Source organism: Holosporales bacterium (genome assembly GCA_031263535.1).
GTDB lineage: Bacteria > Pseudomonadota > Alphaproteobacteria > UBA3830 > JAIRWN01 > JAIRWN01.
In genome coordinates this window covers 1-24,174 of record JAISFO010000024.1, presented here as the reverse complement: position 1 = coordinate 24,174, position 24,174 = coordinate 1, and the positions used below count along the sequence as shown (strand labels likewise).

Genomic DNA, 24,174 nt, shown 5'->3' with positions numbered 1-24,174 from the left:
AGAGCGGTAATTGGCGGCTCAGGTGCATCATGCTGTATACGACGGTATCATGCTGAACAATTCGTAGAGCAACTGCGAGATTTCATCGAAGACTACGAAAAATGGTGCAAAGAAGTTTAAGAAATTACTTGACAAAAATCATCACTAGTGATAAACTTAATAAGTGATGACAACTGGAAATGAATATGTCGACAGTCGAACCGCGGATAAACATAGCCCTTGATCACAGTACACTTAATATAATCAAACAAATCGCGAATCACACGAAGCGGTCGATTTCCAAGATTTGTGTAAACCTGATCAAAAGACAGATCGAATACGATGAAGATGCTTACTATATTGGCCTGATTGAACAAATGGGGGACATAGATCAAAAGCCCAGGATAAGCTCGGAAGAGATGCAACGGCGGCTCGATGAATTACAAGATTGAGTACCTTGAGGAAGTTTTTGATCAGCTAGCCAAGATTCCCAAAAACATAAGACAGACAATCGTCAAGGCCATTGATGAAAGATTAAGTGCAGATCCACGCAGGTTCAAACCCCTCGTTTGCAATTTGAAAGGATTTTTTAGAATGCGTGTCGGTAATTACAGGGTTATCTACCACATAGAAGAGAAAAAAGTTACCGTACTGATCGTAAAAATCGATGTCAGAGGTAATATTTATAAATGAGCGCATACGATTTTAAAGATCAAAGAAAACTGAACCGCTTACGAAATGCATTCTCACAAAGCGTTATTTTCATTAGCGTGAAAAATGCTGAGCGCCTGAAGGTTCTTCGAAGGTGGACGGATCTTTCTTTCGCATAGCCCTCTGGACTAATGCGGCTTTGTTGTGTAGTATTTTGGCGGGTTGCGGGTGTAGCTCAGGGGTAGAGCACAACCTTGCCAAGGTTGGGGTCGAGGGTTCAAATCCCTTCGCCCGCTCCAGTAATTGATAATGTTTAAGGAGGTTTAATATGATTCATTGCTTATTTAATCAAAATTGTTTAAGGCTGTTTCTGCTTTTATCCGTTAGTATCGTTAATCAAACAGCCTTCGCATCGGTGCCGCCACAAGGACATCCCGATGCAGATGTTCTTTTTACCTCTTTCCAGGTACCCTCCTATGGACAAGGAATAGAAGCAGAGGGCGTGCGGAGGGAGTTAGGTGACTTTGATTATCAAAGTAGTCGGGCCCAGCAGGCTATAATAAAACATTTTGGATCCACTGTGCGCCTTAAAGAACTCAAGGCTATAGTGGAGTCGATCCGTTATTATTTGGGAAAAAAATACGGAATAGCCTTGCCGAAGCCTTCTAGGAACGCCAAACGCAATATGCCTTTATTAGTTAAGTATATAGACGAACATTACGATCATGTTGTAACAATATTCTCCCACATATCTCTCTGCGACAAAGATAAGCGAAGGATCCCGTTGTTGGATGCAAGACAATATTTGGAAGAGCATAGGCTGATAGAGGCGTTGGATGAATCAGTGGACCCATCTACAGCGCCGCAGTAAGAAATATTATGCTTAAATTGACGAAGAGGGATTTAATCCCTTCATATTTTAAGCCAGTGCCAACTGTATCTTTTAATGCTGTAGATATATTGTTTGAGTGTTTCCATATGCAATCTGTGTTTGTATTAGTTAACCCACATGTTGCAGAGCCGATTTTATTTCAACCTTGCGTTAGCTGTACAGCGATTTTAGCTTAATGACTTAAACCCGAAGGTTTCATCGCATTTTTCAACACAGCAAACTGTGGAGAGGTTGCCTTACGAAGTTGATTTAAAACTTTTCTTTTATCTAGCGTTTTCCAATACACCCATGGCAACCTTTTATCCCCAAGTTCATAATCCATTCCGTCCCATAAGTCTTCTCGAAAGCTGTAGAAAGCCCAATGCCAGCCGTTTTCTTCGAAAATTTGTATAAGATCACAAAAATATTGAACAATCCCCTTTTGTTTCCTGTAACAACCAAACTCACCGACCAAAATCCTTATTGACGGAATTTTGTTTGTTTTTTGAAAGACAGCTACGCTTTTCATGTATTCACGCAAAGCCTTTTTATTCCAAGATTTGACCCCTATCACGCCAGGGTAAGAATGTTTTGCGTCATTTAGCCTATGATTAGTATACTCATACGGCTCGTACATGTGAAAAGAGTACAGTACACGGTCATCGTTTAAGGGTTTTAGATATATAAAAGTATTGGGATCGCCGTAAGCTGAACTGTCCAGTATAATCGCGGTGTGCCTATCTGCGCTTCGTATTGCATTTACCACCAATCGATAAAACCTAAACAACAGTTTGCACTTCGGGTTGGTTAACTTTCTCAACGTGGCAGCTTTTGGCGTTAAACAGCCTTTCTAGATGAGGCTCATTTAAAATGTTATATCCAACGACTATCGGACAATCTCGTAATTCCACAGCCAAATCTTTCCAGAATCTAGCCGCCTGTTTTTGATAGTTAAAATCCCGCCATATCCTTAGATCGTCTTTATTGCTATTCAGCTGTTTCCACCTAGAACCTGGCAGCGACAGCATAGTGATAACAACTGGTATGCCTTCTTGTTCAAACATTTTTAGAACTCTTCTAAGAGTTGCTAAATCGTTCTTATCCAGCCCCTTATAGTCGTCGGCGTCGCCAATCAAAAAATCCCGTTTTTTGGTTGGAAACTTGTCCAAAGCCAATCTGACAAAGCCTATTCCGTACTTTTTCGCCGCTTTGATGTCTTCTAAAAGCACTTGCACATTAAAAATATTAGCGCCTTTTCGAACTGACTTATTCCAAAAGGTTTGCTTATCGCAACCGCTTCCTGCATAGACGGACGAGATTACAAAAAATGCAAGAATCGCTAATGAAGCGATCTTTGAACGAGCCATTGTTAGGTTTACTGCTGGTCTGGAGGCAGCGCTGATTTCATACTCAGCTTCATGCGCCCTTTGGCGTCATTTCCCATAAATCTGACCGTTACGACTTCGCCAAGGCTTACAACCTCGGATGGGTTTTCAACCCTTTTATCAGCCAGTTCGCTGACATGAACCATACCGTCGCGGCTGCCGATGTTTACAAAGACGCCAAAGTCCATAATCTTAACGACTTTGCCGGTATAAAGTTCACCAACCTGCAGGTCGCAACCTATAAGCTTTACCCTGGACAACGCCGCGCTTATGGATTCCTTGCTGGTGGATGAGACCTTTACCGTGCCGTCCTCTTCAATATCTATTTTGGCGCCTGTCGTCTCGACAATCTCGCGAATCATCTTACCACCCGGACCAATCAGTTCGCCTATTTTAGAAGGATTAATCTTTATAACCTCTATGCGTGGAGCGTTACCGTTAACCTCTTGCCTTGAAGTACTGATGGCTTTTGACATTTCGCCCAGGATATGGCTGCGCCCTTCTTTGGCCTGAGCAAGAGCCTTACACATTATGTCGGTTGTTATACTTGTGATTTTTATGTCCATCTGCAGCGCAGTAATACCGTCCGCAGTGCCAGCCACTTTAAAGTCCATATCGCCAAGGTGGTCCTCGTCGCCCATAATATCGCTTAGGATGCAGAAGCGATCGCCTTCCTTTATAAGCCCCATGGCAATACCGGCAACAGATTTTGGAATCGGCACGCCTGCGTCCATAAGCGACAAAGACGAGCCGCATACCGTCGCCATAGATGACGATCCGTCCGATTCGGTGATTTCAGATACCACCCGAACGGTATAAGGGAATCGCTCTTTGGCTGGCATAACCGGATGTATTGCCCGCCAGGCCAGCTTTCCGTGGCCGATTTCCCGCCGCCCAGGGGCACCCATCCTTCCAACCTCTCCTACCGAAAACGGAGGGAAATTGTAATGTAATAAAAACCTTTCCTTATAGTCGCCAACCAGATCGTCAATAATTTGTTCATCCTCACCGACCCCCAGGGTTGTAATGACCAAAGCCTGAGTATTGCCTCTGGTAAACAGGGCGCTACCGTGAACCGAAGGCAGTACACCGACCTGTACATCTATTGCCCTGATGGTGTTGGTATCCCTTCCGTCCAGCCGCAAACCAGTGTCAAGCATACGAGTACGCACAATATCCTTCTCTAGCGTGGCAAACGCCTGACTGGCATCACTTAAGCAGGATGCGTCATCGCCGATAGACTCAAGCAATTTGCTTTTGACTGCCGCAACTTTGTCTCGGCGAGAAAGCTTATCTTTCTCACAGTAAGCATCTGCAAGATCCTTCTGTATGTCATCAAGCGCTTTTTTGACATTATCGGCGTATGCAGTATCGGGAATTTCCCAAGGATTCTTGGCACATGCTTCGGCAAATGAAACTATTAGGTCAATAACCGGCTGAAATGACTTGTGGCCAAACTCAACAGCCGCAAGCATGACGTCCTCTGAAAGCTCTTGCGCTTCGGATTCGACCATAAGAACGCCTTCTGACGTGCCCGCGACAGTAAGTTCAAGTTTTGAATTTGCTGTATCCTGAGCAGTCGGATTCAGGACAAAATCATCGTCAACGTATCCTACCTTAGCCGCCGCAATAGGTCCCAAGAAAGGAATGCCAGATATCGTTAATGCCGCCGATGCGCCGATTAGCGCGGCGATATCTCCTTCGTTTTCTCCATCATAGCTAAGTACTGTACAGACTACCTGAGTCTCGTTCCTAAACCTTTCGTGAAACAATGGGCGAATTGGCCGGTCTATCAACCGAGATATCAAAGTCTCACGCTCTGCAGGTTTACCTTCGCGCTTCATAAATCCGCCGGGGAATTTGCCGCCGGCATAGAATTTTTCTTGGTAAATCACCGTCAATGGAAAGAAATCAACGCTGGTATTTGCTTCCTTAAGGGCAACCACAGTACACAAAACATTGGTCCCGCCATATGAGACCAGCACCGCACCATCCGCCTGACGCGCCATCCGTCCGGATTCAAGAGTTAATTTGCGTCCACCCCAAGAAATTTCCTTTTTTGTAATATTAAACAAACTGCATTCCTACTATGACTGAACTGTTAAAGCTTATTTAAAACTAACTTGCCCAATGATTGGCTTGGTTTTAAATGTAAACTAAGGGCCATGCTACACTATTTTGTTTACTTTTGTTAGAAGAATCTGCGGGCGGTGCTGAGTTGACTGTTTTTGTCAAAGTTAAGGCAAGAAGGAAGTCTGGTTAATTTAAAGGCTCACCCACAATGACCAATTCGGTTTCCAGCTCAATTCCCGTGGCTGCCAGGACCTTTGCGCGTACCGTGCTTATAAGATTTTCAGCATCATTAGAGCTAGCATTGCCGTTGTTAACCAAAAAATTGCAATGCACGTCTGATAAGCTGGCCCCTCCACATTTTATATCCCTGCAACCTGATTTATCTATAAGCTCCCAGGCTTTATGTCCTGGAGGGTTTTTAAACAAACTGCCGCAAGTCAGCACACCAGAGGGCTGTGAGCGACGGCGTTGTTCCGCCAGCTTGCGCATGTTATCATGGACAAGGTTGCTGTTGGAAAAGCTGCCCTTAAGCCAAATTCTGGTGAATATATACCCCTGAGGCAGAGAGCAGTACCTATAGCCAAACTGAAGGTCATTCTTTTTAAACCAACAAATAGTGCCGTCTGGCTCCATACTTTCAGCCTCAAAAAACACTTCCTTCATTTCATGATCAAAGCATCCGGCGTTCATTTTTAAAGCGCCGCCAACAGATCCTGGAATGGTATACAAAAATTCCAAGCTTTCTATTCCCGCGTCGGCCGCACTTTGGGCCAACGCTCGGCAAGCTACTGCGCCGCCAGCTTCGAAAGTGTCCCCGGCGTTGTAGATTTTGTTAAACCAATCGCCTAGTGTAACAACTACCCCTTTAATCCCACCATCACGGATCAGGATGTTGGACCCTTCGCCAATTACAGTAACAGGAATGTGCTTGGGCTTTTTTTGCAAAAAATGCCTCAGGTCATCAGAGTCAATGGGACAAAAGAACGCCTCTGCCTTGCCGCCAATCTTAAGCCAATTGATACGACGCAGGTCGTAGGCTGGCTCCATCAGCCCGCGCACTTTGGGTAATTCATCGATCAGGCGTTTTGTCATAGTAAGCTTAAAATAGTCCGCATAGTATAAAGCAAAATTACAAAAATCAATTCGGCTTAACGATTACCTAATTTCCATATGTTGACATAGTCGCATATGGACTGTATATTCTCGCGCAAATTGGCTAAGGTGGGGATTTAGGTGACTGAGACAGAACTGGGCAGAAAACGTGTATGTACATCGTGTGGTGCCAAATTTTATGACTTTAACAAAGTTAAGGTATCGTGCCCAAAATGCAACGCTGAATTAAATCTTAAGCCGTCAATCAGCAGAAAACCAAAGCCAGCAGAAAAACCACCAAAAGAAATCGTTCCTGAGGAGGATCTTGAGGCCTCTGAAGTGGATTTGGACATAGTCAGCACAGACGACGATATCGTGGGCGCAGAAAGCGACATCCTAGAGGAATAGTCAACAGGCAGCTTACGCATTTATATTTCTTCGCTTACTAAGCTAAACCTATGATCTTAGCGAACTTTAGACGACTTTTCGGCGAATACAGCCGTCTCGTCATCTTCTGCAGAGCTGCAAATCTCTACTTTTGACTTCTTTTTCTGATCAGCTAAGGAGATAACCGGGTCTTTAAGGATATATCCTCGCCCCCAGACCGTTTCTATATAGTTTTCCCCACTCATAGCCTCGGTTAATTTTTTTCTTAGTTTGCATACAAAAACGTCCACGATCTTAAGCTCAGGCTCGTCTATTCCGCCGTACAGATGGTTTAGAAACATCTCTTTGGTAATGGTCGCGCCTTTGCGCATGCACATAAGCTCTAAGATGGAGTATTCCTTGCAAGTAAGGTGCAGCTGTTCGCCGTCCACCTCAACGATGCGCTTGTTGAGATTTAGGTTAAGCCGTCCAATGGTTATGTTCGCATCAGAATGCCCTTTTGACCTGCGTACAATGGCCTGAACACGGGAAACCAGCTCTTCTCGGTCGAAAGGTTTGATTAAATAATCATCGGCGCCTACGTTAAGGCATTTTACCCTGTCTGGAGTATCCGAAACGCCTGACAACACAAGAACGGGCGTGGGCACGTTGCTTTCCCTCAGCTTTCTTAGCACCTCAAACCCATCTATATCGGGTAATAAAAGATCCAATACGATCAGGTCATAATCATATAATTTACCTATCTCCAGGCCGTCTTGGCCAAGATCAGTGGTGTCAACTATACACCCTTCGCTCCTTAGAACTGCGGCAATCCCGCTTGCTGCTTGAAGGTCGTCTTCTACTAAAAGTATACGCATGCTAATAACCTTGACCGATAATAAGTACCACTATCGTTAGCAAAATTGATTAAAATTTTGTTAAAAATATTTTTTATTTTAAATAAGGCGATTCATATAAAATTACCAAAAGCCAATTTCATTCACTATTTGTTAGCAATTATTGGATAAAAACATCGCGTTAGAAGTATCATATAGCTTTGAAATTGGCCATACAATTGCGCATTGGTTTAAATTTTACAACTCTAATAAAAACATTGGAGAAGCGCGACTAGCTGCCGTTATAGAAACCAATGCCAAACTACCTGCGTTTATTGCCTTCCTGGTATAGATAAAGGACAATTCAAAATCTCAACGCCTTCAGGAATAACACCTCCTTTTATCCATCTTAATCGAGAGCCTGGCTCAAATATTACGCGACGCAGATTGGGGCATTCTTCAAAACACTTTTCATCAAACCCCTGTACACCAAACGGAATGCATATAGACTTTAGAGCTGAACATCTATTAAAGGCGCCTTTTTCGATCGTTGCCAATTGCGAGTCGGGTTTAAATTCTACGCGGCTTAGACTTTTGCAATAATCAAAACATTGCTCGCCAAATGTCCTTACTCTGGATGGAGTACGTATAAATGATAGGAAATAACATTGAAAAAAAGCAGATTTTCCGATTGTCATTAGTTTAGAATTTGGCTCAAAGACTACGCTGCCTAGGGCCCTACATACGGAAAAACACTCCTTTTCCAATACTGTTACTTTAGGTGGGATGCATATAGATTTCAGAGCAGAACAAAAACTAAAAGCAGAGCCTCCAACCACAGTTAATCTCGCGCTAGCTTCAAACGCTACGTAGCTTAGTATGGCACAACCATCAAAACACGAAATATCAATCGTTTTTGCGCTGCGCGGAATACATACGAATAGCAAGCGATCATCCCAACCACTGGAATTTCTTGCTGATTTACTTAAGCCTAGTATATCTGAGACTATAAAGGCATTTCCATCCATACTAACTTGATTTCTGGGAAGAAATGAATCAGATGGATGTTCGCCAGCAGCACTAGCAATTCCATCTCTATACTCTTGGTAATTAACTCCATCTACGGTAATGCGCTTAAGATCTGTAGCTCGCGTACAATTTGAGACTTCAGGAATAAGCAACGCTGCCACTGATGTTATTATAATCTTTTTCATAATCTCTCCTTATTAAAAATCTTAACGAATGTATATATGACACAATATTATACTTTTGTCAATCTATTTTTTTTGCTTATTTTAAGATTATTATTAATAATTGGTCTGAAAACTGGCTTGATAATAGAGCTCAATGAGATTCATAATAAAGTTAAATTGCCTGATCTGCATGGCTCTAACCAAGCACAAAAAAACCCAGTGTAAAAAGCAGGGTAGGGGGATAAGTATTGGAATTCAATAGTTTCAGAAATGGCATTTACATATTTTCAATCAATTGAAGATTTTTTGCGGAATTTGAACACTCCTTTCTCGTAACCTTCCTTAGAAAAAACCTTAATTAATGCCTAAAGATGTCGATTGACAATCTTCTTATCTAAACTTGGCTTAGGGCTGGTTGAACCTATTGCAAACATTCCCTTGTAAATCACGAACTGGCGTCCCCAACGGGAATCGAACCCGTGTTGCCGCCTTGAAAGGGCGACGTCCTAGACCGCTAGACGATGGGGACCTTCCAGCAAAGTACACTATTCTAAAAAACAACCGCTGTAAAGGCTTTGCCGACCGTTATGCCGAGGAAACGTTGACGTTTATTTAGCCAGTTATTTGATTATATTTTTAAATTCAGTCTCGGCCATCAGCCGTAGCTTTGCAAAATCAGCGCCAGCGTTATAGGACGACCTGGTTAAAGCTGAGCTTGCAACCATCAAAAATCCTTTTTTATAAGCGACTTCTTCGTACTTTTTGAATTCTTCTGGCGTAACAAACCGGTCAACTGGCAGGTTTTTTAAAGAAGGGCGCAGATACTGGCCTATGGTAAGAAAATTGACCCCAGCACAGCGAAGATCGTCCATAACTTGAAAAAGCTCACCGTTCGTTTCGCCCAAGCCAACCATGATACCAGATTTGGTAAACATTTGGCTGTTGTGGTCGCGGACAGAAGCAAGAAGCTTTAATGCGGCAAAATACCGACCTTGTGGCCTTACTGCCGGATACAAACGCGGAACCGTCTCAATATTATGATTAAACACATCCGGTCCGGCATCGACAATAGCTTTATACGAATCGCCTTTACCAATAAAGTCTGGCGTTAAAACTTCTATTGTGGTTGACGGCGAAGCCTTTTTGATCTCACTAATTGTTCTGGCAAAGTGCGCAGCGCCACCATCCTTAAGGTCGTCGCGAGTTACAGAAGTGATTACCACATGCTTAAGACGCAATTCACAAACAGCCTCCGCAATACGCTTAGGCTCGCTCTCATCTAAGGGCGGCGGCGTAGTAGAGCGCTTTACATTGCAAAACAGGCAGTTGCGTGTGCAACTGTCGCCCATGATCATGAAAGCAGCGTGCTTTTTGCGCCAGCATTCGCCAATATTGGGGCAAGCTGCCTCCTCACAAACCGTACAAAGGCCCAGCTCTCGAATAACATCGCTGGTTTGACTGCATTTCAGAGAATTGACCGACTTGACTTTTAACCAATCTGGTTTGCAGTAACCAGACATCAGTCTTCAAGCTTGGTTACGGACTCCTGAAAAATCATCTCTCTCCAGCCAAAGTTAGAGTCCTCGTCATCATCGCCTAAGTCGCGCATGCCGTCATTAAACGACTTTGGCATAGGCGCGCCCCCGTCCGACAAAATAAAGGCCACGTTATCCCAAGACACGTTGTCGCTGCTGAAAAGCACCAGCTTTTTCATGATGATCTTAGAGCCCTTGTCGTGTTTAAAGGTTATAATCTTGACCGCGCCGCCGTCGTCATGAATGTAACACTGCCTGCAGCATTCATGATGACGATTTTTATGGTGATGGCGGTCGTCTTTGCCACACTCGACAGACTTAAAGCCAGCCTTTTCCAAAACCTTTATCACCTCGTCCTTCTTATTTGTCTCAAGAAAGAGCTGCTTGACAGAGTTAGCATGTTGACCATCGATAAACTTCCTTAGCAAATCTGCGACTTTGGAATTTTTGTTAAGATAATCCTTATCCCATAAGCTCAGCTCATCGTAGGGCTTAAACTTTAAGGCCTCTAAAGCATAAACTGCGCAGTTGCCGCCTTTTACAACTGCCCTAAAGCTTCTTTTGTGAAAATTTTTACCCCACTTATGCTTTGGCCCTTTACATTCACATTTCGACTTCTTGCAGCAATGTGCATCCTTTCCGTCGCAATCCGCATAGGTAAGAACCTGAGGCCCTACCGATAAACCAAAAGCCGCTGCAACACATATATATGCGATTTTATTGTACTTCATGAGCATTAACCTCTTTTACAATTACTGACCAATCATTGTTCGACAGAGAAAAATCAAAATCATCAGGATTCTGACGAACTTTTTTCACGATTTCGTTCGCGATCGAATCAAAAGCATTCTCCATAAGTTTCTGCTTTTGGCGAGCGATTTCGTCATTAATTCGGCTGTTTAACTTTTCTTCATACCTTGCAGATAAGTCTGCCAAGGACTTTTTGCTAGTGGCTTCTATGGTAGCAATCTCTTTCTGCGCGGCTTCTTTTATTTTGTTAACTTCCTCATCTATTGCTTTTTGATGATCTTCGGCAGCGCGAAGCAATTCTGTTGCTTCTAGCTTAAGATTTTCGGCTTCAGCGATCTGGGCCTTGGCCTTATCGATATAAGTATCCAGCTGACCGGCCATAGCAGACCACAGCTTTCTGCCAAAAGCCCCCACAAATACCAAAAACGAAATCAGTACCCAAATGCCTGTATCGAAAAACAACGCTTACTCCTTAAAAAAAGCGCTACTTGAAGGCGCTGATTTGTAACGATTCGTGAAATCATTCGCAATTACCAACGCTTCGCTTGATAGCGCAGCTAACACAGCCTCGGCGTCTTTAGACAGATTTTTCACGAGCTTGGCATATTTTTCCGCATACTCGCCCTCTATGCGCTTTTTATAAGCGTCAAGTTGACCTCGCGCCGCTAACATGGCTTGCTCTATTTCCGCTTTTTCTTGCACTTCAACTTCCTCAAGCAGATTTTTTGAGCTTCGTTTAACCTCGCTGGCCTGATCCTTAAGTTGGGTTGCTTTGTTCAAAAAATCAGCGATGTATTTTTGCCGCCCCTCAAGCGCTGAGCCAATTTTTGGCAAAATCATGCGAGACGTCAATATATAGAACAAGCCAAACCCAACCATAATCCAGAATATCTGAGACGGAAAAGTGGTAAAATCAAGCTGCGGCATTCTGCCTTAATTCCTTAACAGCACAAGCTATTTGAACAAAATCAAGAACGATATAAGTAAGGCAAACAGGGCGATTGCTTCAGTCAGCGCGAACCCTAAGACCCCCACCGGGAACAAATCATCCTTGGCCGATGGATTCTTGGCAATCGACGACAGCCATGTCGAAAATATATTGCCCATGCTAAGCCCAACGCCAAACAACGCAAAAAGCGCAACAGCCGCGCTTATCATCCTTGCCGCTTCAGTTTCCATTTTCTATTTTCCTCTTAAAAACCTACCTTAAATCAGTGTAAATAAACCGCGTCATGCAAATACAGACAAGTCAGAACGGTAAACACATATGCTTGTAATACCGCAACCAACAACTCAAATCCAGTAAGAACCACATTAACCACCAAAGGTGCAATACCCCATACCCCCATAAGTGCCGAAAACCCAGCAAAAACCTTAAGCATCGTATGCCCAGCCATCATGTTGGCAAACAACCGAATCGAAAGACTGATCGGTCGCGAAAGGTAGGAAAACAGCTCAATAGGCATTAGAAGTAAGCCGCAGACCAGCGGTACTCCTTTCGGCACAAAATAGCTCAAGAAATGCAGGCCATGCCTGATAAAGCCGTAAATCGTCACCAGCAAGAATGCGATCATAGCAAGGGTAAACGTCGCAATAATGTGGCTTGTGAAAGTAAAGCAATAAGGGATTAAGCCAAACATATTGCCGGCCAAAATGAAAAAGAACAACGAAAAGACGAACGGAAAGAAATGACGTCCGTTTTGACCAATATTTTCGTCGACCATGGATGATATCGCCTGGTAAGCAAACTCCGCAAAGGCTTGAGCCCGCGAAGGAATTAATTGCCTTTTACTGGTACACAGAAGCATCAAGATAACGAAAGCAGAACAGCTCAGCAGAACTGCTAAAGACGAGTTGGTAAACGCAAAGCTGATGCCGCCGGCAGATATATCCAGAATCGGCTTTATCTCAAACTGATGTAAAGGGTTCATCTAACTTGTGCAAAACCTTACGCGGTCATATTATCACAAAATCACTTACGCACCAATTTTATGATGTTGTAAAACGCAGTGGCTACGCCCAGCATAAATCCAACGATAATAAATAAAGGTTTGGTTTCAAAATACTTGTCCACTAAAAGGCCAAACAAAAGCCCGGCCAGCACACAGGAAAACAGCTCAATCCCACAGTGCATCAACGTCGATTTTATTTGTTTTTTATGCTTCAAAAGCAAATGATCATCATTACCCTCGGCGGACTTTATGGACCGTTCTAATTTGTTTAAGCGTTCGCTTAGATCTTCTTTCGACTTTCTCAAACGATTTTTTACCTCCTTAAAGGCGCGCAAATCGGCTTCTGCCGCCTATGTTTGCTTAGTTTACAATGCTTTATATGCATATAGACATCAAAATGTAAGCCTCTGTTGTTTGTTTAGTGATATATTTAACTTTATCAGTGTATCATGTTACATAAAGCAGGCGAGCCTGACAGTTTAATTATGGAAAACAACAGAGTTTTTGAAAGTCTTATAGGTTTTGCAGTAATCGTTATAACTGCCCTATTTGCAGCGTATGCATTTAATTATTCTAAGCTGAATCAAGAAGATGGGTATATTTTGTACGCCAAGTTCGACAATATCAGCGGAATCGACGAAGGCAGCGAAGTGCGCCTTGGCGGCATAAAGATCGGCAGCGTCGTTGATATGAACTTAGATTCCGAAAGTTATTTGGCCAAAATCTCCATTTTAATAAGGAACAATGTTAAGTTGCCGAAGGATACAGTTGCTAAAATTGACTCAGAGGGGCTTTTGGGCGGTAAGTACCTGAACCTAGATCCTGGATCTGATGAGGAGTTTCTTAAACCTGGGGAAGAAATTACCAGAACGCAAAGCAGCCTAAGCCTAGAATCGCTTATAGGAAAGTTTTTGCTGTCCACAAATGGCTCAGAGAAAAAAGCAGGAAGCTAAAACCGTTTTGCTTGGTGGTGCGATACAAACATTCCGCTGTCTAGCGCTGTTTGTACTGTTCATTGGACAGTTAGTCACGGCCGAAAACACGCGATACTTTGACAGCGTTAAATACGCTCAAGTAAATAATGCTAAACTGTTAATTCTAGATAGAACCAGCGGGCATACTCATAAAGTTGAGGTTAATACCAGCGAGCCGGTATCTTTCGGTCGCTTAAAGCTAGTGCTTAAAAAGGCTTTTAAGAACACGCCTGAATTTCCCCCAGAATCCGTAGTTTATTTAGAAATTTTTGATAAAAAGCCCATAAAGGCTGCGGATGAAACTGCTGAAATCAATCCATCAAGCGAAGAGCCGGTGTTTAGCGGTTGGATGTACGCATCCTCGCCTTCGATTAACGTTTTTGAACATCCCATTTACAATATCAAAGTCGCCGAGTGCTTTTAGAAGCTTATGGTAAGCAAGAGCGCTCAATCTAAGCATGTTAAATAGCTGCCAATACTGGCTTTAGCTGTTTTTCTTGCAACATCGCCAACTAGGGAATACTCTGTTTACAGAGTCTGTTTGTTTGACTCAAGCGAAGAGCTAAATTTGCTAAAAATCAGAATTAACAAAGGCGGCATACCCCTCAAAGGCAAAATAAACATATCAGGGGCAAAAAATGCGGCCTTGCCGCTTATGGTTGCAAGCTTGCTTACCGACGAACCAGTCACGCTGGACAACGTACCTGCACTTGCCGATGTCAGAACGATGTCAAATTTGCTTGGTATACTGGGGGTTAATGTCGATTGCAGCGGCAGCAGCATGAAGCTTACTGCCAAAGACATTTGCTCTACCACTGCTCCGTATGATCTTGTCAAGAAAATGAGGGCTTCGGTACTTGTTTTGGGGCCTCTGCTTGCCAGAGCTAAACAAGCAAAAGTATCTTTGCCTGGCGGGTGTGCCATTGGTGTGCGACCAATTAACCTGCATATACAGGGATTGCAGACACTAGGGGCCGAGATCGATTTGCAAGATGGATATATTGCGGCCAAAGCCCCTAATGGTCTTAAGGGAGGAACGGTAAATTTTAATGTTCCAACCGTCACCGGCACGGAAAACATTATGATGGCCGCAGTGCTGGCAAAAGGTACCACAACTGTAATCAATGCGGCTTGTGAACCGGAGGTCGTCGACTTGGCCAAGTGCTTAAACAGCATGGGAGCCAAGATACGTGGGCATGGAACAAAAAAGATTACAATTGAAGGCGTTGATACACTTCATGGGGCGAAGCACAAAATCATATATGACCGCATAGAAGCAGGAACCTATGCTATCGCAGCGGCTATTACTCGCGGGGAAATTGAGCTGGTTGGTGAGGGGCTTGGCGCCCTTATGTCAGGCGCCGCCGATGTGTTCGAACAAGCCGGTATAAGCGTTGAAGGCACGAAGCAAGGCCTAATGGTAAACGCCGACAAGCTTTGCCCAATTAACGTATCGACAGAGCCGTTTCCTGGATTTCCTACCGACCTTCAGGCCCAGATTATGGCGCTTATGTGCATCACCGAAGGAGCGTCTGTAATAACCGAAAATATCTGGGAGAATCGGTTCCTGCATGTTCCAGAGCTGTGCCGAATGGGGGCAGATATCACTTTAAAAGGCGCCAAAGCGGGAATAAAAGGCGTTAAGAAACTGCAAGGAGCGCCTGTCATGGCAACTGACTTAAGGGCCTCCTTCGGGTTAGTATTGGCCGGGCTGGCAGCTGGTGGCGTCACCGTTATAGGCCGAACTTATCACCTTGTGCGAGGGTACGAGAATGCGGTAGGAAAACTGCAGGCCTGCGGCGCCGATATAGAGGAAATTAATTTCTAATAAAATGGTACCTTTATGAGGAAAAATTACAGCACAATCTTGCTTGAACACTATAACAATCCACAAAACGTCGGTGAGCTTGACAAAACCGATCCAGATGTGGGGACGGGTACAAGTGGAACAGCGGCATGTGGAGACGTTTTGCGTTTGCAGATTTTGGTCAAAAACGAAGTGATTGAAGACGCCAAATTTAAAACCTTTGGGTGCGGTTCTGCGATTGCATCAAGTTCGCTGCTGACCCAGCTGATCAAAGGCAAAAGGCTTGAAGATATTGGTGACGTAAAGAACTCAGACATCGCAGAGGTCTTGTCTTTACCGAAGATTAAGCTGCATTGCTCAGTGTTGGCCGAAGAAGCGTTGAGTGCGGCGGTTGACGACTATCGGCAAAAGCATGGACAGACAGTAAAACAGTGCTATAGTGAAAAGGTAAATAATAACAGGCAAGAAATGACTGCAGAGACGCCATTGACACTGACTGAAGCGGCTAAAGATCGCATGATGAGTATGCTAAAAACCCAGAAAGGCAAATGCGTGGTTGTTGGGGTAAGGCACGGCGGTTGCAAAGGGCTTACCTATGATATCGAGGTATGTCAAGATATTCCGGACGGCATGTTATTTTCCTGTGGAGAATTGAAGGTTTCGATTCCCGCCGATGCTTTGCCATTAATCGCTGGATCGATTGTAGATTATGTAGACAGCGGCGTCAGGGCTGGGTTTAAGTTTGATAATCCTAATCAAAGCGGCTGTTGCGGCTGTGGAATGTCATTCTGTGCATAATTAAACATAAAATGCCAAAGATAAATTTCATTAAGCCAGATGGAAGCGTTACTACTGTGGAAGTTTCCGCCGGTACTACAGTTTTACAGGCTGCGGAGGACAACAACGTTGACCTCAGCGGACCATGTGGAGGCAATTTGGCGTGTGGGCGCTGCCATATAGTAATAGACGAAAAGTGGTCAGACAAACTTCCTAAGCCAGAAGAGACCGAAGAAAATCTTTTAGACATGGTCTGGAATGCCAAACCCACATCTCGCATGGGGTGCCAGGTAAGGGTGACGAACGAGCTGGATGGAATAGTGGTTCATCTGCCGCAACAGTAAAGCTTTGGTGCCAAGGCTATTCTAAGCTAGTTGCAACGATATGGGCCGGGCGATCCAGTCGCCGCCAAGCCGTAAAGCCTGGACAACTTACTGCAAATAATTTAGAGTCGACTCACGCTTAAGCCCAGGTAGCTCAGTTGGTAGAGCAGAGGACTGAAAATCCTCGTGTCGGCGGTTCAATTCCGTCCCTGGGCACCAATGCAGGCCTTAGTTTATCGATGGTTTTGTTTTTTAAAATTGTTTAGAAATTGATGATTTACCCCACATCTCCCCCATATTTTGGATGCATGGACTATGGATGTGCTTAGTAGGAATTAAAGATATCGGACTTAAGGAAGACCTTCACTATTTGGCTCGGTTATATCCTTATGATGATGTGAATAAATATCCGTACCACGTTACGATTAATGACAACTTGCCTTACAGATTTTGTGGAATACAGCCAAACATATTTGGTGAATTACAGGTAGAAGTATTTAGTTGTTATGAGGATGATAACCAATCAAACGCGACTTCTATGTATTTTAATAATATGCGCTTTGAGAAAATCCAGAAAGAAATATCTCTTAAGGAGCAGTCTGCCGTTGATCTGAAAACAATTCATAGGCTGCGTAATAACTTGATAGAAGGTATTAAACTTGTCAGAAGAATGCTAGACGGCACAGATACCATAATTAACGTTGCCAGTTCAGGTTTTGTAAAGATTGCAGATTTGATAAACGAAGTTAAAGAAAAATACCCAGACTTCTACGAACTTGCGCCAAGTCGGTGGAGAGAACAAGCCAATTCAATTTCAATAAACATTAGCGATGTCACTAAATTGGATAACCCAGAATTCCCACATATTAGATTAATGATTTATCTAAGTACTAATAAGTTAGAGCTAGTAAAGTCCGCCAACTTGTCTGGGCTTAACGATAATAGTTTGAGAAAGATTTTTGGTGACTCTATAAGGAAGATTTCTTCACCAAATAAAAAGGACAAAATTTTAAAATACCAAATTTCATTCGACAATATCTTCTACAAACGAGAAGAGATAGTTATTACACGTACTCGTTTAAAGGAAGCTATGACTTATTTAAGGATGACTTTCGATTAGAAAATCGACGGTCACCGAAAACCCTTAGTACACAAGGGGTTTAGCGATTTATATTCTCAATTGAGGGTCAATTGATTTCTGAGAAAGATTCCTTATAAATCAATGATTTATAGCCTTATTCTCAACCTTGCTTTGGTGAAGTGACAGTCACTTGACAGTCGATAATTAGCTTTCGTTGCAAATCACTTTTGTTATTAATCCTTCCGGTCAAAGCTGCACAGTGCAGTTTTTAAATTTATGGAGGTTTTATTGATGAATTTTGATTTTGAAAAGCTATTAAGTGGTGTGAAGTCGCAGCTGATATCTCGCAAGGACTTAGCCAACATTCTTGGCATGAGTCCACATACGCTAAGAAATTTAGATACTCAAGGTTTTGGAGTGCCTGGCAAGGTCAGGACGGGACATAGGTCAGTGAGTTATCCAACTGCAAATGTACCTGGGTGGCTAGAGAGTAGGCATCTTAAATACAGCAACGAGCCTGTAACTATCACACCAAATGCATCAGCTAGAGAGGCGGCCAATGACAGAGGTTGATGAAGGTAAGTATCCTTCGCATATAAATCAAGTCATAAGGAATCAACTTGAGCTGGATAACATTGATTATACTGATAACACTTTTGAGGACATAAAAGAAAAGCTATTCGGTCCTGGAAAAGCTTATCTCACCAAGTGGGGCAATACTTATAATGATAAGTATTTCTATGATAATAGCGGCGCTTTATTAGTTGGTAAAGAAACAGCTTGTCCAACTTATCTAAAGTGTACTCATAATGTCATCGACAAAAAAGGCTTAAGATTACTTCAAATAGAATTTATTGATATATTAGGCAACTTTAAATATCTCAATGTTCAGTGTTCACTTCTAGTTAAAAAGAAAACTAAAACTGACGTAGCAGAATACTTAGCCTCTCATGGCGTCTCTCCAACAGCTGATTTTAGATTAATACAAGAATACTTAATCGATGCTACCCCACCAGGATTAATAAAAACCCTACTTAGTACTGGCTGGCATAAAGATGGCGATAATCAGGTCTTCATTACACCCGCATATTCAATCTCATCTTTACCAAAAGGTTCATTATCACCAGATGCTAATACTATATATAGGTTAGAAGATACTACTGAAACTTATGGCTATGCGCTTAGCGGAACGGCAGATGAATACAGTGACCATGTAATAAAATACATTGAAGGTAATCCTATTCCTGAGTTTGTAACTTTCTACTCAATGAGCGGCTTGTTCAAAAAAGACCAGCTCAAAAACCAATCATATACGATTAGTCTAGTGGGCCCGTCTGGTACAGGAAAAACAACGTCACTAGAAATAGCAGCCTCAGCGTGGGGAAATCCAGAAGATTTTCGCCAGTTTTGGAATTCTACTGGCTTAGCTCTCCAACAAATGATTGCTCATCACAATAACTCCATCTTAATCCTAGATGAAAACGCACTAATCGACGCAAAAGAATTTAAAAACTTAGCCTACTCACTATTCACTGGTAAAGGAAAAGTTAGGTGCAAGCGAGATGGCACTCTTGATGAGCAAGTAAGCTGGACTGCCAATATCCTTAGCTCAAGTGAAAAGACTCTTGAAGAAAAACTAGCCGAAATCAAATTATCTCCAATGGAGAGGCAAAATGCGCGGTTTATTGACCTCCACGTTAACCGGGGAGGCGAAGACCTGATCTTCCCAAACTTACATGGCTTCAAGTCTCACGAAGATTTTATCAAGCGGATAGAAAATAATATCAGCAAATATCATGGGAGTATTAGTAAACACGCCATAACAATTCTTCTCGAAAAGTATGGCGATAAATTAGAACAAGTGTTTAGGGATAAATGTGAACAAGTAAGTGAAAAATTTTATAAGATTTTTAACCTAAATGATGAGTGTTCAACCTTACGTCGCCAAGCAATTCCATTCATTGAAACTAATGCCTGTGCAGAAATATTAATTGAGGAGGGCGTTGTAAAACTGAACTGCGAGTCCGTAAGTAAGAATATATTTAAACTATTCGACAACATAGTGAAATGTAGAAAAGAACAAGATGAGTTTCCCGAAGCGACCACAAGTGAAAAACTCCACGCCGCGTTAAGCACAAATGCCCACCTAATAGTCCAGCTAACTGATAGAACGTTCACACTGAGTAATCGCAGGACGATAGCTTTTAGGGGGGAAGCTAAGATCGGTGATACAGTCGACACTTACCACATTATTCGCGACTACCTCGAAAAGGAGTTCTTACCTGGACAGAGTTATAAGAAGACGCTAAGAGACTTAGCCGCCGAAGGAACGTTAAAAGTCGCTAAGAGAGGACCAGACTTAAGATTCACAGATAGGGTTACTTTGAACGGAGTTGAGGGAAGCTACTACACCGCGAATTTTAAAAAATCAAAAGATTAGAGCTTACCAGATAATTACACAAGCCATGGGCAAGACTAACAAACAGCCCTACTCAAAAAATCAGCTACGCGAAATAGCACGCAGGCTGAAAGATAGAATCACAGCCAAAGAAGTAGCAGAGAAATACATCACATCAAAAATCATTAGGCATGGTTCATATTACATGACTAATTGCCAATTTCATGATGACCAAAATCCATCAATGAGAATTACCAATGGCTATTTCAGATGCTTTGCCTGCGATGAAGAAGGTTATGACATAATCACATTCATACGAAAGCTAAAAAACTGTAACTTCCACGGAGCCTGTGAAGTGTTAGCCAGGGACTTTAGTATCGATATCGAGCTTAAAAGAAACTGTTCAGTTAAACGCCCTACTTCACCAGTGAGAGACAATTCAATACCAACCGACTCCCCAGTGGAGACTGTACCAACTGTGTCAGTTGATGAGAATCCATTAATGTTAGAGACACTCGTATCTGAGCCTGATCCAAACAATTCCAACAATCAGTCAACAATAAAACAGATTGCGCGTAATAAAAATTACACTAGGCAAGCCTGCTCTGAACCAGACCAACGCCAACAAGAAACTCAGGCGCAGGAGATACTGTTAAAGGCAAAAGAAGACATCCTCAGACGAGCTAAAGAAATACTGAACTTAGCCATGTACTCACCAATAAACGAACCGAATAAATACCTGGCTGGGAAGGGATTAGACCTGGCTGATTTTAAAAACCAACCTATTGGTCAGACATCTAAACACGAATACATCCACTACCTATCGCCTGACAAAAAATCTATTTGCATACCAAAAGGAAGTTTTATCATCTCTGCTTCAAACCTAAACTATGAATTGAAATCCATCCAATACATCACACCTTATAAAAATAAGGATGGTAAAGATAAATGGTTCTTACCACTAATAAAAGTAGAAGGCTTGTTCTTTCCCTTAGAAGGTAAAACGGAGAATATAGTATTATGTGAAGGACCAGCTACCGCCCTGACTATCAACAAACTAATTAGCTATAAAACTCTATGCTGCTTCTCAAGTACAAACCTCAATAAAGTGTACCAAAACTTACTAAAGCTATATTCAAGAAGGAAAATACATCGATAAAAGTACGAGATTTGTCATCATTAATGATACCGATAATGCAGGTCTTAAAGGCTCAATTAAATGCCGAAACATGATTAAAAAAATCATATCGTTCACCCCAGAAGATACGGAGAAATTTCGTAAGTTAAAAAATGATCCAACTCATAAACCGCCAAATGATGCTAATGACTACTACCTAATCCACGGTGTTGAGAAAGCAAGAGAAATGCTCCTTAAACTTATTAATAACTAATAGTTTCACCTGTTTTATGTCACGCTAGTTTAAAATGAGGTGGCTAGAACTCAAACTTAGAGTGCTGGTGGGGTGAAGACAGATTCGTCTTGTAGGGCTTGTCTGACAGAGATGCACAAGTGATTGTTGATTAATGGCGCTCTATAACCAAACTATATCACAATCGCATTTAAATGGGCGTGGAGTGATAGTTACTGCTTTCATGGTTTTAATCATCGAAGACAATTGGTCTAACTATATGGTCGATTATGTTCGATTATTAAAGAGGTTTAGCTAATTTTTAAAGTTAGATTGTAAGATAAGTGAGTGGTTTTAAAGTTAATCGTTAAAAATGACGCTGCAGAGCCAAACAGTTTATTTTAGTTGAGGCTGGCCGGTCTGGTCGGTCAGAAAAATGCGAACGGCCACCAAAAAATGGCTCTGCACTATGAATTTCCGAAGAAAATGGCCGGAATGGCCGGTTTTTTGAGAATCAATAAAGAAAAAATACAATCGAAAAAAAGAAAAGATAAAATAATAATAAAATATAGTATATACATATTATACATATACTATATATTATATATATTATTTCTATATTTATTGTCTATTAGTCTCTTTTAGAGTGTTATTATTCTCATTTTTTTCTACTTGCTTTTTATTTCCGGCCATCCCGGCCATATTGCTACCACACCCTTTCTGGAATTGGCTTTGCTGGCGGCCAATGTACCGTCAAATGGTCGGCTTTTCCCGTTATTTTCTCTTTTTTGGGAGTGTAATCCTACTAACGACATACATACATTAGCAAGTTAATCCAATTCTTCGCCTTTATCAATACTCCCCAGCCTAGCAGCAATAAACCTTATATGAAGAAGAGGCTGTAAGATAATTGAAGAGCCTAGCTCTACAGATACAATAATTTAAGTATTTTGTGGCTAGACGAAGTTTCCGATCATAAGAAAGAAAATAAAGGATATAGACCTACTATTATGCTGGTGCATATAACAATTCCCCACCTAACCTCTTTTAAGTCCTCTAAGAAGATTTTTCCCCACCTTTGAGCTGCTGCTCCATAGCAATAAGATTGCAAATCTATAATGCTTTAGCAACATGACTAACAATCTCACTGCTTGCCCTAAAAGGACCTAAAAAAAATATACAGTTCTAACTCAATCAGTTGCGTTATACGTCTCTCTTCAGCATCTTCAAAAGTTGTTGCTCGGCCTTCTTAAAACAACCAACCTCCAAACTCAATTTGCTCGGATACTGATTGAATTCCGCAGCCCTCTTAATATGCTTTTCAAACACAATATCCGCAATCGCGAGCTTCATTTCCGCAGAGCAATATATCTCGTCTACCGTCATCACAATTTCCCGATACACTTTATTGCGCTCAGCTATCTGCCTATCCAGCTCTTCCATATCCATTCGCTTCACAGCCTCTTCCACTTCCGTCGTTGTCTAACCCTTGCTTTCCATCAGATTACCCTTATCGCAGCCTTTACTCTAACCTTCTCACGAGATTTCTGTAAAAACACACTCACCGCAGGCAACACTTGCTTTCTAGATGCAATCCTGATTTTAGTAGCACCCATTTCCGCTAAAATCTTCTTGGCTTCCTCAAATTGTTCCAATATCTCTTTGATCACGCGCAAGCAATTATTAATTTTATTAAATCAGCTTGTAACTGTTGGTTATAAGAAAACGATTTAATATTGGCTAGCTTTAGTCTTTCTTAAGGTAGAAAAATAGCTTTAAGTATGGCTAGAAACGTTGTTTAACCTACTCTTCAGAAATAAGAGCATTATATAATGCCGACTAAAAGATAATAGGTCAGCTATACGACTTTTCCGTACTACTAGCAAGCTAGCCAGCATAATTATATGATGTTTCGTACTGCTGCGGTTAATTTCAACCATACACAATTTGTATACAGTTCAATTTGCCAATTTAAATCAGTAACATTCTGTTACCAATAAGGAGGGGGCAATTTGCCCCCCCCCCCCTCCTTCATACATAAGCCCCATTAACCAACTGCCATCCTTGCAGCTTGGCTGTTTCTGCGATCGGATTCCAGATAGCGCGCTTCTCCGTCGAAGCCAGCTTCTCATCCTTCAGGCTATCAATGAAACTATTCATTTCATCAGGGCTGTGAATGGATTCAGCCTTGCTAATATAGCTCTCTACCTTGGGGTTGTTTGCAAATACCTTGTCTCCTGTCTTTACTGGCTTCTCCAGGCGAATCTGCTTGGTATTGCGGTCTCTCGATACTGAGACTCTCTCAGCAGCAGTATCTACCTCGTCGCCTTCCACCAAGTTCAGCATATTCAGATACAGATACCGCTTGAGATACGTGTTCATACAGCCAATGTTCTGCAAAGCATTCCCCTTAGCTGATAAGTTAAACAAATGAGCTCTTACCTCGTTGATGTTGATGGAAAACGCCTCCACCTCGTTCTCAGATTCCAGATCAAAGACCTTCAAGCAAGCTTCACAGTCAGTTATTGAGAAGCTGTCGTAGAGCTTCAATGCATGAAACACTTTGTTCACCTCAGGCAGAAAATCCTTGAGCTCATAGTACTCAAAGCCAGCAAATGCATTACGACCACTCTTCTTTAGATTAAGCCCCTGTATCTCAAGCCTAGCCTGCTGTATCTTCTCTCGAATATTCATCTCTCCCCCCCCCCCAAACATCCATCACTTACTGCCAAACTCTCTGCCAGCCCACCATCCGGTAAGAACACCTTCTAGTTCAACAAGA

The 24,174-nt window shown here is 42.3% G+C and carries 26 protein-coding genes, 3 tRNA genes and 2 pseudogenes; 16 read left to right on the top strand and 15 right to left on the bottom strand.

Features of this window, described 5'->3' with window-relative positions:
- Positions 1-185 precede the first annotated feature (185 nt).
- From LBL30_02690 to LBL30_02675, 4 genes are all read left to right on the top strand, one after another.
- On the top strand, positions 186-431 hold the full coding sequence (locus tag LBL30_02690; GenBank protein ID MDR1032005.1) for a hypothetical protein: 246 nt from the start codon (positions 186-188) through the stop codon (positions 429-431).
- Positions 415-672, top strand: a complete 258-nt coding sequence (locus LBL30_02685) for a type II toxin-antitoxin system RelE/ParE family toxin (protein ID MDR1032004.1) — start codon at positions 415-417, stop codon at positions 670-672. Before LBL30_02690 ends, LBL30_02685 begins: the two co-directional genes overlap by 17 nt.
- Before the next feature lie 182 nt (positions 673-854).
- A tRNA-Gly gene (locus LBL30_02680) sits at positions 855-929 on the top strand.
- A gap of 29 nt (positions 930-958) precedes the next feature.
- Positions 959-1,501 carry a hypothetical protein gene (locus LBL30_02675; GenBank protein ID MDR1032003.1) on the top strand — a complete coding sequence of 181 codons (543 nt, stop codon included), beginning with the start codon at positions 959-961 and terminating at the stop codon, positions 1,499-1,501.
- Between the two features lie 193 nt (positions 1,502-1,694).
- On the opposite strand, the pseudogene LBL30_02670 reads toward LBL30_02675, so the two are convergent.
- The 3 genes and pseudogenes from LBL30_02670 to murB all read right to left on the bottom strand — a co-directional run bounded on the left by LBL30_02670 (position 1,695) and on the right by murB (position 6,051).
- Positions 1,695-2,868, bottom strand: a pseudogene (locus tag LBL30_02670) (glycoside hydrolase family 5 protein).
- An 8-nt stretch (positions 2,869-2,876) separates the two neighbouring features.
- Positions 2,877-4,961 (bottom strand): polyribonucleotide nucleotidyltransferase, encoded by a 2,085-nt coding sequence (gene pnp, locus LBL30_02665; GenBank protein MDR1032002.1) that lies wholly within the window; start codon positions 4,959-4,961, stop codon positions 2,877-2,879.
- Positions 4,962-5,145: 184 nt separating this feature from the next.
- Positions 5,146-6,051 (bottom strand): UDP-N-acetylmuramate dehydrogenase, encoded by a 906-nt coding sequence (murB, locus tag LBL30_02660; GenBank protein ID MDR1032001.1) that lies wholly within the window; start codon positions 6,049-6,051, stop codon positions 5,146-5,148.
- Positions 6,052-6,192: 141 nt separating this feature from the next.
- Between murB and LBL30_02655 the strand changes: the two genes are divergently transcribed.
- Positions 6,193-6,459: a TIGR02300 family protein gene (locus LBL30_02655; GenBank protein MDR1032000.1), complete on the top strand. Its 267-nt coding sequence runs from the start codon at positions 6,193-6,195 to the stop codon at positions 6,457-6,459.
- Between the two features lie 56 nt (positions 6,460-6,515).
- Here LBL30_02655 and LBL30_02650 read toward each other — a convergent pair whose 3' ends face one another.
- From LBL30_02650 to LBL30_02605, 10 genes are all read right to left on the bottom strand, one after another.
- Positions 6,516-7,295, bottom strand: a complete 780-nt coding sequence (locus tag LBL30_02650) for a response regulator transcription factor (GenBank protein ID MDR1031999.1) — start codon at positions 7,293-7,295, stop codon at positions 6,516-6,518.
- Between the two features lie 290 nt (positions 7,296-7,585).
- On the bottom strand, positions 7,586-8,467 hold the full coding sequence (locus LBL30_02645; GenBank protein ID MDR1031998.1) for a leucine-rich repeat domain-containing protein: 882 nt from the start codon (positions 8,465-8,467) through the stop codon (positions 7,586-7,588).
- Positions 8,468-8,899: 432 nt separating this feature from the next.
- Positions 8,900-8,975: transfer RNA gene (locus LBL30_02640), tRNA-Glu, on the bottom strand.
- A 91-nt stretch (positions 8,976-9,066) separates the two neighbouring features.
- A complete protein-coding gene (gene lipA, locus LBL30_02635; protein MDR1031997.1) occupies positions 9,067-9,966 on the bottom strand; it encodes a lipoyl synthase in 900 nt (299 codons plus the stop codon).
- Entirely contained in the window at positions 9,966-10,712 is a 747-nt protein-coding gene (locus LBL30_02630; GenBank protein ID MDR1031996.1) for a hypothetical protein, read from the bottom strand. The genes lipA and LBL30_02630 overlap by 1 nt, the downstream gene beginning before the upstream one ends.
- On the bottom strand, positions 10,699-11,193 hold the full coding sequence (locus LBL30_02625; protein MDR1031995.1) for an ATP synthase F0 subunit B: 495 nt from the start codon (positions 11,191-11,193) through the stop codon (positions 10,699-10,701). Before LBL30_02625 ends, LBL30_02630 begins: the two co-directional genes overlap by 14 nt.
- 3 nt (positions 11,194-11,196) lie before the next feature.
- Positions 11,197-11,658 carry a hypothetical protein gene (locus LBL30_02620; GenBank protein ID MDR1031994.1) on the bottom strand — a complete coding sequence of 154 codons (462 nt, stop codon included), beginning with the start codon at positions 11,656-11,658 and terminating at the stop codon, positions 11,197-11,199.
- Positions 11,659-11,685: 27 nt separating this feature from the next.
- Entirely contained in the window at positions 11,686-11,910 is a 225-nt protein-coding gene (locus tag LBL30_02615; protein MDR1031993.1) for a F0F1 ATP synthase subunit C, read from the bottom strand.
- Between the two features lie 32 nt (positions 11,911-11,942).
- Complete coding sequence (locus LBL30_02610) at positions 11,943-12,662, bottom strand: F0F1 ATP synthase subunit A (protein ID MDR1031992.1); 720 nt, start codon at positions 12,660-12,662, stop codon at positions 11,943-11,945.
- A 41-nt stretch (positions 12,663-12,703) separates the two neighbouring features.
- Positions 12,704-13,018, bottom strand: coding sequence for an AtpZ/AtpI family protein (locus tag LBL30_02605; protein ID MDR1031991.1), 315 nt, complete (start codon positions 13,016-13,018; stop codon positions 12,704-12,706).
- Positions 13,019-13,168: 150 nt separating this feature from the next.
- Between LBL30_02605 and mlaD the strand changes: the two genes are divergently transcribed.
- The 11 genes and pseudogenes from mlaD to LBL30_02550 all read left to right on the top strand — a co-directional run bounded on the left by mlaD (position 13,169) and on the right by LBL30_02550 (position 21,202).
- Positions 13,169-13,636, top strand: coding sequence for an outer membrane lipid asymmetry maintenance protein MlaD (gene mlaD / locus LBL30_02600; protein ID MDR1031990.1), 468 nt, complete (start codon positions 13,169-13,171; stop codon positions 13,634-13,636).
- On the top strand, positions 13,608-14,081 hold the full coding sequence (locus LBL30_02595; protein MDR1031989.1) for a DUF2155 domain-containing protein: 474 nt from the start codon (positions 13,608-13,610) through the stop codon (positions 14,079-14,081). The genes mlaD and LBL30_02595 overlap by 29 nt, the downstream gene beginning before the upstream one ends.
- Positions 14,082-14,198: 117 nt before the next feature.
- A complete protein-coding gene (murA, locus tag LBL30_02590) occupies positions 14,199-15,485 on the top strand; it encodes a UDP-N-acetylglucosamine 1-carboxyvinyltransferase (protein MDR1031988.1) in 1,287 nt (428 codons plus the stop codon).
- A 15-nt stretch (positions 15,486-15,500) separates the two neighbouring features.
- A pseudogene (locus tag LBL30_02585) lies at positions 15,501-15,875 on the top strand (iron-sulfur cluster assembly scaffold protein).
- A gap of 57 nt (positions 15,876-15,932) precedes the next feature.
- The gene (locus LBL30_02580; GenBank protein ID MDR1031987.1) at positions 15,933-16,262 is read left to right on the top strand and encodes an iron-sulfur cluster assembly accessory protein; all 330 of its coding nucleotides are present in this window, start codon (positions 15,933-15,935) and stop codon (positions 16,260-16,262) included.
- 11 nt (positions 16,263-16,273) lie between these two features.
- Positions 16,274-16,585 carry a 2Fe-2S iron-sulfur cluster binding domain-containing protein gene (locus tag LBL30_02575; GenBank protein MDR1031986.1) on the top strand — a complete coding sequence of 104 codons (312 nt, stop codon included), beginning with the start codon at positions 16,274-16,276 and terminating at the stop codon, positions 16,583-16,585.
- Between the two features lie 122 nt (positions 16,586-16,707).
- A tRNA-Phe gene (locus tag LBL30_02570) sits at positions 16,708-16,783 on the top strand.
- 100 nt (positions 16,784-16,883) lie between these two features.
- The gene (locus LBL30_02565; protein ID MDR1031985.1) at positions 16,884-17,684 is read left to right on the top strand and encodes a hypothetical protein; all 801 of its coding nucleotides are present in this window, start codon (positions 16,884-16,886) and stop codon (positions 17,682-17,684) included.
- A 252-nt stretch (positions 17,685-17,936) separates the two neighbouring features.
- Positions 17,937-18,218, top strand: coding sequence for a hypothetical protein (locus tag LBL30_02560; protein MDR1031984.1), 282 nt, complete (start codon positions 17,937-17,939; stop codon positions 18,216-18,218).
- Complete coding sequence (locus LBL30_02555) at positions 18,205-20,085, top strand: DUF927 domain-containing protein (GenBank protein MDR1031983.1); 1,881 nt, start codon at positions 18,205-18,207, stop codon at positions 20,083-20,085. Before LBL30_02560 ends, LBL30_02555 begins: the two co-directional genes overlap by 14 nt.
- Positions 20,039-21,202, top strand: coding sequence for a hypothetical protein (locus LBL30_02550; protein ID MDR1031982.1), 1,164 nt, complete (start codon positions 20,039-20,041; stop codon positions 21,200-21,202). Before LBL30_02555 ends, LBL30_02550 begins: the two co-directional genes overlap by 47 nt.
- A 1,393-nt stretch (positions 21,203-22,595) precedes the next feature.
- On the opposite strand, the gene LBL30_02545 is transcribed toward LBL30_02550, so the two are convergent.
- Together LBL30_02545 and LBL30_02540 are read right to left on the bottom strand one after the other, a co-directional pair.
- Positions 22,596-22,850 carry a hypothetical protein gene (locus tag LBL30_02545; GenBank protein ID MDR1031981.1) on the bottom strand — a complete coding sequence of 85 codons (255 nt, stop codon included), beginning with the start codon at positions 22,848-22,850 and terminating at the stop codon, positions 22,596-22,598.
- 573 nt (positions 22,851-23,423) lie between these two features.
- A complete protein-coding gene (locus LBL30_02540) occupies positions 23,424-24,107 on the bottom strand; it encodes an ERF family protein (protein ID MDR1031980.1) in 684 nt (227 codons plus the stop codon).
- Positions 24,108-24,174 lie beyond the last annotated feature (67 nt).